This window comes from Kitasatospora sp. NPDC059571 (genome assembly GCF_042735675.1).
Taxonomy (GTDB): domain Bacteria; phylum Actinomycetota; class Actinomycetes; order Streptomycetales; family Streptomycetaceae; genus Kitasatospora.
Map to the genome: position 1 here is coordinate 1 of NZ_JBHWBW010000357.1, position 8,305 is coordinate 8,305.

General features: G+C 74.7%; 9 protein-coding genes and 1 pseudogene. 4 read left to right on the forward strand and 6 right to left on the reverse strand.

The window, feature by feature from the left end; genetic code table 11:
• Positions 1-37 precede the first annotated feature (37 nt).
• On the reverse strand, positions 38-1,027 hold the full coding sequence (gene dapD, locus ACFV0G_RS29295) for a 2,3,4,5-tetrahydropyridine-2,6-dicarboxylate N-succinyltransferase (protein ID WP_380554521.1): 990 nt from the start codon (positions 1,025-1,027) through the stop codon (positions 38-40).
• A gap of 198 nt (positions 1,028-1,225) precedes the next feature.
• Between dapD and ACFV0G_RS29300 the strand changes: the two are divergent.
• The 3 genes and pseudogenes from ACFV0G_RS29300 to msrA all read left to right on the forward strand — a co-directional run.
• Positions 1,226-1,981 (forward strand): annotated as a pseudogene (locus ACFV0G_RS29300) (3' terminal RNA ribose 2'-O-methyltransferase Hen1); the annotation flags it as partial.
• A gap of 196 nt (positions 1,982-2,177) precedes the next feature.
• Positions 2,178-2,675: a group II truncated hemoglobin gene (locus ACFV0G_RS29305; protein ID WP_380554524.1), complete on the forward strand. Its 498-nt coding sequence runs from the start codon at positions 2,178-2,180 to the stop codon at positions 2,673-2,675.
• Between the two features lie 104 nt (positions 2,676-2,779).
• Positions 2,780-3,283, forward strand: a complete 504-nt coding sequence (gene msrA, locus ACFV0G_RS29310) for a peptide-methionine (S)-S-oxide reductase MsrA (RefSeq protein ID WP_380554543.1) — start codon at positions 2,780-2,782, stop codon at positions 3,281-3,283.
• Between the two features lie 41 nt (positions 3,284-3,324).
• On the opposite strand, the gene ACFV0G_RS29315 is transcribed toward msrA, so the two are convergent.
• Positions 3,325-4,188, reverse strand: a complete 864-nt coding sequence (locus ACFV0G_RS29315) for an MBL fold metallo-hydrolase (protein ID WP_380554527.1) — start codon at positions 4,186-4,188, stop codon at positions 3,325-3,327.
• A gap of 103 nt (positions 4,189-4,291) precedes the next feature.
• Positions 4,292-4,567 carry a hypothetical protein gene (locus tag ACFV0G_RS29320; RefSeq protein ID WP_380554531.1) on the reverse strand — a complete coding sequence of 92 codons (276 nt, stop codon included), beginning with the start codon at positions 4,565-4,567 and terminating at the stop codon, positions 4,292-4,294.
• Positions 4,568-4,776: 209 nt separating this feature from the next.
• Here ACFV0G_RS29320 and ACFV0G_RS29325 point away from each other — a divergent pair, with 209 nt between their 5' ends.
• Positions 4,777-6,048 carry a transcriptional regulator gene (locus ACFV0G_RS29325; RefSeq protein WP_380554534.1) on the forward strand — a complete coding sequence of 424 codons (1,272 nt, stop codon included), beginning with the start codon at positions 4,777-4,779 and terminating at the stop codon, positions 6,046-6,048.
• On the opposite strand, the gene ACFV0G_RS29330 is transcribed toward ACFV0G_RS29325, so the two are convergent.
• The 3 genes from ACFV0G_RS29330 to ACFV0G_RS29340 all read right to left on the reverse strand — a co-directional run bounded on the left by ACFV0G_RS29330 (position 6,029) and on the right by ACFV0G_RS29340 (position 8,110).
• The gene (locus ACFV0G_RS29330; protein WP_380554546.1) at positions 6,029-6,688 is read right to left on the reverse strand and encodes an HAD family hydrolase; all 660 of its coding nucleotides are present in this window, start codon (positions 6,686-6,688) and stop codon (positions 6,029-6,031) included. The genes ACFV0G_RS29325 and ACFV0G_RS29330 overlap by 20 nt on opposite strands.
• 145 nt (positions 6,689-6,833) lie before the next feature.
• Positions 6,834-7,553 (reverse strand): anti-sigma factor family protein, encoded by a 720-nt coding sequence (locus tag ACFV0G_RS29335; RefSeq protein WP_380554537.1) that lies wholly within the window; start codon positions 7,551-7,553, stop codon positions 6,834-6,836.
• Positions 7,550-8,110, reverse strand: coding sequence for a sigma-70 family RNA polymerase sigma factor (locus tag ACFV0G_RS29340; RefSeq protein ID WP_380554540.1), 561 nt, complete (start codon positions 8,108-8,110; stop codon positions 7,550-7,552). The genes ACFV0G_RS29335 and ACFV0G_RS29340 overlap by 4 nt, the downstream gene beginning before the upstream one ends.
• Positions 8,111-8,305 lie beyond the last annotated feature (195 nt).

Consider the following 8,305-nt stretch of genomic DNA (forward strand, 5'->3'; position numbering starts at 1 on the left):
GAGGTACGCCGCCCGGGCCCGCCCGGAGCACTGGAGATCAGTTGTGCGCGTGCAGCTCCGCGTTCAGCCCGCCCCACGAGCCGGACCGGGCGATGACCTCGACGGCGCCGCTCTGCGAGTTCCGGCGGAAGAGCAGGTTGTCCTGGCCGGACAGCTCGACGGCCTTGGCGACCTTGCCGTCCGGGGTGGTCACCCGGGTCCCGGCGGTGACGTACAGACCCGCCTCGACCACGCAGTCGTTGCCGAGCGAGATGCCGATACCCGCGTTGGCCCCCAGCAGGCAGCGCTCGCCGACCGAGACGACCTGCTTGCCGCCGCCGGAGAGGGTGCCCATGATCGAGGAGCCGCCGCCGACGTCGCTGTGGTCGCCCACGACGACGCCGGCGCTGATCCGGCCCTCGACCATCGACGTGCCGAGGGTGCCGGCGTTGAAGTTGACGAAGCCCTCGTGCATCACGGTGGTGCCCTCGGCGAGGTGGGCGCCGAGGCGCACCCGGTCGGCGTGGGCGATCCGCACACCGGCGGGCGCGACGTAGTCGGTCATCCGCGGGAACTTGTCGATCCCGTAGACGGCCAGCTGGCCGCCCTGTGCGCGGACTGCCAGTCGGGCCTGCTCCACGCCGGCCACCGGCACCGGGCCGATGCTGGTCCAGGCGACGTTGGCCAGCAGGCCGAAAATGCCGTCCAGGTTCTGGCCGTGCGGCCGGACGAGCCGGTGGCTCAGCAGGTGGAGCCGCAGGTACGCGTCGTGCGCGTCGAGCGGCTTGTCGTCGAGCGAGGAGATGGTGGTTCGCACCGCGACGACCTCGACGCCACGGCGGGCGTCGGTGCGCAGCGCCTCGGCGGCACCGGCACCGAGCTCGGCCTCGGCCTGCTCGGCGGTCAGCCGCACGGTGCCGGCCGGGCCGGGCTCGGCGGTCAGCTCGGGCGCGGGGAACCACGTGTCGAGGACGGTGCCGTCGGCCGCGATCGTCGCCAGGCCGGCCGCGACGGCGCCGCGGGTGGTGGAGGAGGTTTCAGCAGTCACACGGTGCACGTTAACCAATCCCGGGCGGCCCCGGCCAACGCTCTCACCGTGCGGACGGGCGCGTTCCGGCACCGTGCCGCGCGGCGCCCCGCCCGCCCGCTCGGCCGACCGCCGCCGTGAGGGGGCCGGTCGCCGGGGCGGTCCGGGCCGTACAAAACCCGATGACCTGTTGATCGTCGGTCCGCGATACTCGGGCGGGTGTTCATCTCGATCTCCACCACGGCCACAGCCGATCGCCCGGCCACCGACCTGGGCTTTCTGCTGCACAAGCACCCGGAGAAGGTCCAGCGGTTCTCGACCTCGCACGGCGTGGCGCACGTCTTCTACCCGGAGGCGACGGACCACGCCTGCACCGCGGCCCTGCTCCTCGACGTCGACCCCGTCGCCCTGGTCCGCCAGGGACGCGGCCGCGGGCGCTCGGGCTCTCCCGACCTCGCGCTGGCGCAGTACGTCAACGACCGGCCGTACGCGGCGTCCTCGCTGCTCGCGGTGGCGCTGCGGACGGTGTTCCGCACGGCCATGAAGGGCGTCTGCGACAAGCTCCCCGGCCGGGCCGACGATGCGCTGCCCCTGCGGATCTCGCTGCCCGCGGTCCCCGCCAACGGCGCCGGCGACGGCGGCGGCCCGGGCCTGGTGCGGCGGCTGTTCGAGCCGCTCGGGTGGCAGGTCGACGCCGCGGCCGTCCCGCTGGACGAGGTCTTCCCCGAGTGGGGCGAGTCCCGGTACGTACGGGTCGAGCTGACCGGGGACGCCCGGCTCGCCGATGCACTCACCCAGCTCTACGTCCTGCTGCCGGTCCTCGACGGGGCCAAGCACTACTGGGTGGCGCCCGACGAGGTGGACAAGCTGCTCGCCGCCGGCGAGGGCTGGCTCGGCACCCACCCCGAGCTGCCCCTGATCACCCGCCGGTACCTGGCCCGGCGCTGGTCGCTCACCCGCCTGGCGATGGAGCGGCGGGGGGGGGGCCCGGGGGGCCGCCGCACCGCAGTGCGTCGAGTACGAGCTCACCCGCAGCACCGACGAGCCCGAGTGCTACGTCCTGCGCATCGTCTGGACCTCGGCCGAGGACCACACCACGGGATTCCGCGGCAGCCCCGCCTTCCGGGACTTCCTCGCCGAGATCGGCCCGTTCGTCCCCGACATCGAGGAGATGCGCCACTACGAACGCACCGCCGTGGCCGGGCCCGGAGGGTCCGTCCCCACCCTGTACGAGTGGGCCGGCGGCGCCCCCGCCCTCGAGCGGCTCACCGAGCGCTTCTACGCCCGCGTCCTGAAGGACGATCTGATCGGGCCGCTGTTCGCCGGAATGGATCCGGGCCATCCGCGGTTCGTGGCGATGTGGCTGGGCGAGGTGTTCGGCGGCCCGGACCGCTACACCGCCGAGCGCGGGGGCTACCCGCACATGCTGGGGCAGCACCTGGGCAAGGCCATCACCGAGCCCCAGCGCCGCCGCTGGATCAGCCTGCTGCTCGATGCCGCCGACGAGGCGGAGCTGCCGGACGACCCGGAATTTCGGGCCGCCTTCGTCGGCTATATCGAGTGGGGCACCCGGCTGGCACTCGCGAACTCCCGGCCCGGCGCCCGGCCCGTCACCGACGCACCCGTCCCGCACTGGGGCTGGGGCGTCGCCCCGCCGTACCGGCCCTGAGCACGCAGCGTCAGGGGCGGGCCGGTCCCGGCAGCCGCCGGGGGCACGGGCCCGCCGCGTACGCTCGGCGGCAGACCGAAGATCGACCCGACAGGGAGAGGACCATGGCGCAGCGCACGGAGAAGGCAGTACTGGCCGGCGGATGTTTCTGGGGGATGCAGGACCTGATCCGCAAGCAGCCCGGGGTGACGGCCACCCGCGTCGGGTACTCCGGCGGTACGACGCCGAACGCCACGTACCGCAACCACGGGTCGCACGCGGAGGCCGTGGAGATCCTGTTCGACCCCGAGCGGACGTCGTACCGCGACATCCTGGAGTTCTTCTTCCAGATCCACGACCCGACGACGAAGAACCGCCAGGGCAACGACATCGGCGAGAGCTACCGCTCGGCGATCTACTACGCCGACGAGCAGCAGCGCAGCACGGCGCTCGACACCATCGCGGACGTCGAGGCGAGCGGACTGTGGCCGGGCAGCGTGGTCACCGAGGTGGAGCCGCTCGGTGACTTCTGGGAGGCCGAGCCCGAGCACCAGGACTACCTGGAGCGCTTCCCGAACGGCTACACCTGCCACTTCCCGCGCCCGGGCTGGAAGCTGCCGCGCCGCTGAGCGGTCGTCCAGGGCCCGCCGTCCCCGAGGGGCGGCGGGCCTCAGCGTGCGGGGCGGTGCGCGGTGTCCACCGCGTCCGGCTCCGCCGCCCCGCTCAGCCGGTCGAACTCGTGCGGGTCGTGGGAGCAGAACGGCACGACCTCGTCGGGGCGGGTGCGGAGCAGGTCGCGCAGCCGTTCCCGGTTGTGCGTCCGGGCCGGGTCGTCGACGGCCATCAGCCGCTGGAACACCCGCAGGCCGGGCGGGCAGTGCGGGGCGAGCGGGTCGATCTCGGTGTGCGAGAAGTAGGCGTCGCCGCAGTGCAGCAGCCAGGTGCCGCCGCGGCGGACGGCCACCGCCGCATGCCCGCGCGTGTGGCCGCGGAGCGGGATCAGCAGCACGTCGGGCGCGGTGCCGGCCAGCGGACGGACCGCCTCGAAGCCGAACCAGGACTCCCCCGCCGTCCGGTGCTCCGCCCAGCGGGGGCCGTGCGCCCACTGCGCCGGACGGTAGCGGTCGCGCTCACCGCGGGTGGCGAGCTCCCGGGCGGCCGACAACTCGTCCGCGAAGACGTGGACCTCGGCCTGCGGGAAGTCCGCGAGCCCGCCCGCGTGGTCGGGGTCGAGGTGGGTGAGGACGATGTGGCGGACGTCCCGCGGGTCGTGGCCGAGGGCGCGGACCTGCTGCAGGGCGGTGCCCTCGAGGGTGAGCCGCGGCCGGGTGGCCGCTCGGAAGGCCCGGCCGAGGCGGCCCGGTTCGGCGACGTCCGCCGTCCCGAACCCGGCGTCGACCAGGACCAGGCCGCCGTCCGTCTCGACCAGCAGGCAGTGGCCGACGAGCCGGCCGGTCAGCCGGCCGCCGGCGCCGAGCAGCGCCCGGCCGCCGACCGGCGCCATGCTCGCGCAGTCGAGGTGGTGGATGGTCACGGCGCCTCCCGGGGTACGGCGCCGCGACCGGATGCCGGCGGACGCCGACGCCCACTGTCGCCTGCGGCCGGGCCTCCCGTCCAGGGGGCGCGGTCGGGCGCCCTCAGGTGCCGCCCGGGCGGTCGGGTGCCGACCCCGTCGGCCGGATGCCGCCGCGGTCGCTGCTGGCGATGACCACGTAGCCGCGCTGCTTGAGGCTGCAGGGCGTGCAACGGCGGACCGGCAGCACCCGGACGACGCCGTCGACCCGGACGGTGAGCTGTTCCTCGACGGTCAGGCTGGCCCCCGGGGTCTCGCAGGTCTGGCTGACACAGGCCCGCCCCGCGGCCTGATCCTCCGTGAGGTGCGTCTGCTGAAGCAGCGGGTCGAGCTCGGACATGGCTGCCCCTCCTCCTCCGGTGCGCAGTGGACGGTCACCCGCCGGTGCGGTATGAGGACATCGTCGGTCCTCCGGCCCGCGACCTGAATGCCGCGCCCATGCCGTTTGACTGCCTCTTCGGTGCCGCTACCGGGCTCGGGCGCAGCCCGTCCTCCCCAAACGGCATGTTCAGGGCTACCGTTGGGACACCGTCACTCCGGGAGGTGTCCGTGACCCGCTCCACTGGAAACGTCGCCCTCAAGGCCGCCCGGCAGGCCACCGGCATCAGCAGCCAGCGAGCGCTCCTGCTCGCCCTGCGGCAGGCCGGCCGCGAGCTCGGCATGGGAGCCGTGGGCATCAGCCCGCGGCAGATCGCCCGTTGGGAGTCCGACACCCCCGGGTGGCCCCGCGCCGACTACCAGCGGCTGCTCGTCCACGTGCTGCGGCTGCCGGTCGAACAGCTCGGCTTCCGCGCCCCGTGGGACGGCCACGGCACCGCGCCGGACGCCGTCCCGCCGCTGCCCGCCGTCGCCGCCGCACCGGTGCGCGCAGCCCTGCCGTCGCCGCGCACCGCCGGCACCCAGCCGGACACCATCGGCTCCGACTACGCGGTGGTGACCGAGGCGCACCGGCGGATGTACTGGTCGGTGGCACCCGCAACGCTGCACCAGGCCGTCGCCGAGCACGCCGTCCTCGGCACGGCGCTGCTCGGCGAGACCACCGGTGTCGCCCGCCGGATCCTCGCCGCCGCCCTCGCCGAGTCGCTGCTGCTCGCGGCCCGCATCCAGTTCTTCGACCTGCGCCGACCCGAGCAGGCGGACGGCACCTACCTCCGGGCGCTCCAGGCGGCCGGCGAGGCGGACGACTCGCTCCTCGGCGCCGCGATCCTGGCCCACCTGGCGTTCGTCCCCGGCTGGGCGGGTCGCCGCGAGGACGCCGCGGAGCGGATGCAGGCCGCCCGGACGTACGCCCGGCGCGGCCCGGCCTCCGCCGACCTGCTCGCCTGGCTGGACGCCGTCGAGGCCGAGTGCCTCACCCGCTGCGGGGACCACCGCGCGGCACTGGCCATGCTCCGCCGGGCCGAGGACGTCCTCGCCGAGGGCGCCGAACGGCCGCCGAGCCCGGCCTGGTTCACCTGGTTCTCGCCGGTGCGGCTGGCCGCCTTCAAGGGGAACACCGAGCTGGCCGCCGGTCATCTCCCGCAGGCCCGGACGACCCTGGAGGGCGTCCTCGACGCGCTGCCCGCCTCGGACCGCAAGCAACGCAGCGTGGTGCTCGGGGACCTCGCCATGGTCGAGGCGAGGTCCGGCCGGGTGGAGGCGGCCTGCGCCCGCCTGGAGCAGTCCCTGGACCAGTTGGCGGTGACCTGGTACGCCACCGGCATGGAGCGGGTCCGGGAGGCGCGGCGGGCGCTCACCGAGTGGCAGGACCGCGCCGACGTGCGGCGCGTCGACGACCGGCTGTACAGCTGGTCCTCGACGATCAGCACACTGCAGCGTTGAACGCCGCCACCTTGTCGGCGAGTTCGGCCAGCGAGTCGATGCGGAAGGTCGACCTGGCCGCGGCCGGGTGGTGCCGCTGGATCCAGCCCCACGGCCCCCGGCGGATGAGCGCCGTCCGCATGCCGGCGGACAGCGCCGGCAGGACGTCGTTGTCGAGGCGGTCACCGACGTAGAGGAGTTCACCCGGTGCCACCGGGGCGGCCAGGGCGATGCGTTCGAAGAAGGCCGGGTCGGGCTTGCCGGCGCCCCAGTCCTCGGACGTGGCGATCAGGTCCACGTCCTTGGCGAACAGGTCCCGCAGGATGGCGCCGGAGCGTGCCGTCTGGTTCCCGGCGATCCCCAGCCAGGCGCCGTCGGCGCGGAGCCGGGCGAGCGCCGGCCGGACGTCCGGGTAGAGGTCCTCCTCCCCGAAGGTCTCCGGCCGGCCGGCGGCGGCCCGCTTCGCCCGCTCGCCGTCCAGGTCGAATCCCGGCCGGAACACCTGGAAGGTCTCCCGGTAATCCCTCCCCTGCGCGATCGTCGCGCCGAACTGGGCGACGAAGGTGTGCCGCGGTACGCCGAGCCAGTCCGCCCATGTGCCGTACTCCCTCGTCTCGTCCACCAGGCACTCGCCGACGTCGAACACCACAGCCTTGATCATCATGGATCGCAGCGTAGCCAGGGCCGAACGGTCCTGCCGGTCCATCACCTCGATTGTGCGGCTGCGTACTTCGCGGCTCCGGCGGCGGTCGGCGGCACCTGCGGGAGCGCTGTCCCCGCGCGGCGCCGCCGCCCGTCCGGGCCGCCTACACCGGCACCGTCACGAAGGTCTGCCCGGACTCGCTGACGACCGACACCGACTCGACGTCGGCCGGTGCGACGAGCGCGGACCCGTCCAGCTTGGTGCCCGTCTTCGCGCCGGCCGGGGAGACCAGCCAGCTGCCCGCGTCCACCCTGGCGCCACTGCGGCCGTTGACCACCAGGTGGCAGCGCTGGCCGGCGGGGATCCCGGCGACCGCGGCGTTCACCCGGACCCAGCCGGCCGCCGGGGTCATCGTCACCGCCATCCGGGCGCCCGTCCCGGGGTCGGTCAGTGAGGCCGTACGTGCTCCCGCCGGGGGCGAGGCGACGCCGGACGGCGCCGGGCCGACTGCGACCGGGGCCCGGTCGGGCGCCGTGGCCCTGCCCAGCAGGACCCCGCCGCCCAGCACCGCCGCCGCGACGACCGCGGCCGCCGCGCCCACCGCCGCCCAGCGCCGGCGCTGACGCGCGCCGCGCTCCGAGCGGGCCTGCCGCAGGGTGCGCTGCAGCAGCAGGTCGCCGCCCTCGGGGCGGCCCTCCATGAACAGCTCGGGTGGCACCTCGCCCAGCATCCGTTCCAGGTCCTGCATCTCGGCCACCTCGTTCCGGCATGGCGCGCAGGTGAGCAGATGCTGCTCCACCGAACCCGCCTCGTCCGGTTCCAGCGCGCCGAGGACGTAGGCGCCGAGGAGGTCGGCGCTCTGATCGTGCTGCCCGGTGCTCATGCGACCGCTCCCTTCAACGTCCCCGTCCTGCCCGCGTACGACTGTTTCAATGCCCGCAGCGCGTAGTGCGCGCGGGACTTGACCGTCCCGGCGGGGACGCCGAGCTGCTCGGCGGCCTCGGCGACCGAGCGGCCCTGGAAGTAGATGGAGTCGAGCACGGCGCGGTGGTCGGGCGAGAGCTGTTCCAACGCCTCCATCATCACCAGGGATTCCACCACGGTGTCGGCGTGGTCGCGCTGCACGGGTACGGTCGCCATCGCCTCGGAGACCTCGGCGACCTCGGCCGGGCGGGCGGCCCTGGCGCGGAACCGGTCGGTGATCAGGTTCCGTTCCACCGTCAGCAGCCAGCCGCGGACCGACCCGCGGGCCTCGGTCAGCGCCTCGGGGTGCCGCCAGGCGCGGATCAGGGTCTCCTGCACCACGTCCTCGGCGGCCGCCCGGTCGCCGGTCAGCCGGATCGCGTAGGCGAGCAGCGCCCCGCCGTGTTCCTCGTACAGGGTCCGGATCAGTGCCTCGTCGGCCGCACCCTGCCGGGCGCTGGATCGTGTCCCTGCCATCCGCCCACTCCTCCGTCGGGATATGTCACCGCATACACGCAGGGTGCGGCCGATCGGTTCAACGGCTCTTTTCGCAGGTACGGCCCCGCCCCGGCCGGGTGGCGGCGCGGGCCGGCCGGGCACCGGGGCGGGCGGCCCCCCACGACCGGTGCCGGTGGACCACGGCTGCCACGAACACGAGCCGCGCTGGGCGTG

What these genes read in the sequence shown, in the direction of transcription:
- ACFV0G_RS29305 (WP_380554524.1), top strand. Translation starts at nt 2,178, where the DNA reads ATGCGCCACTACGAACGCACCGCCGTGGCCGGGCCCGGAGGGTCCGTC.
- msrA (WP_380554543.1), top strand. Translation starts at nt 2,780, where the DNA reads ATGGCGCAGCGCACGGAGAAGGCAGTACTGGCCGGCGGATGTTTCTGG.
- ACFV0G_RS29320 (WP_380554531.1), bottom strand. Translation starts at nt 4,567, where the DNA reads ATGTCCGAGCTCGACCCGCTGCTTCAGCAGACGCACCTCACGGAGGAT.
- ACFV0G_RS29330 (WP_380554546.1), bottom strand. Translation starts at nt 6,688, where the DNA reads ATGATCAAGGCTGTGGTGTTCGACGTCGGCGAGTGCCTGGTGGACGAG.
- ACFV0G_RS29335 (WP_380554537.1), bottom strand. Translation starts at nt 7,553, where the DNA reads ATGAGCACCGGGCAGCACGATCAGAGCGCCGACCTCCTCGGCGCCTAC.
- ACFV0G_RS29340 (WP_380554540.1), bottom strand. Translation starts at nt 8,110, where the DNA reads ATGGCAGGGACACGATCCAGCGCCCGGCAGGGTGCGGCCGACGAGGCA.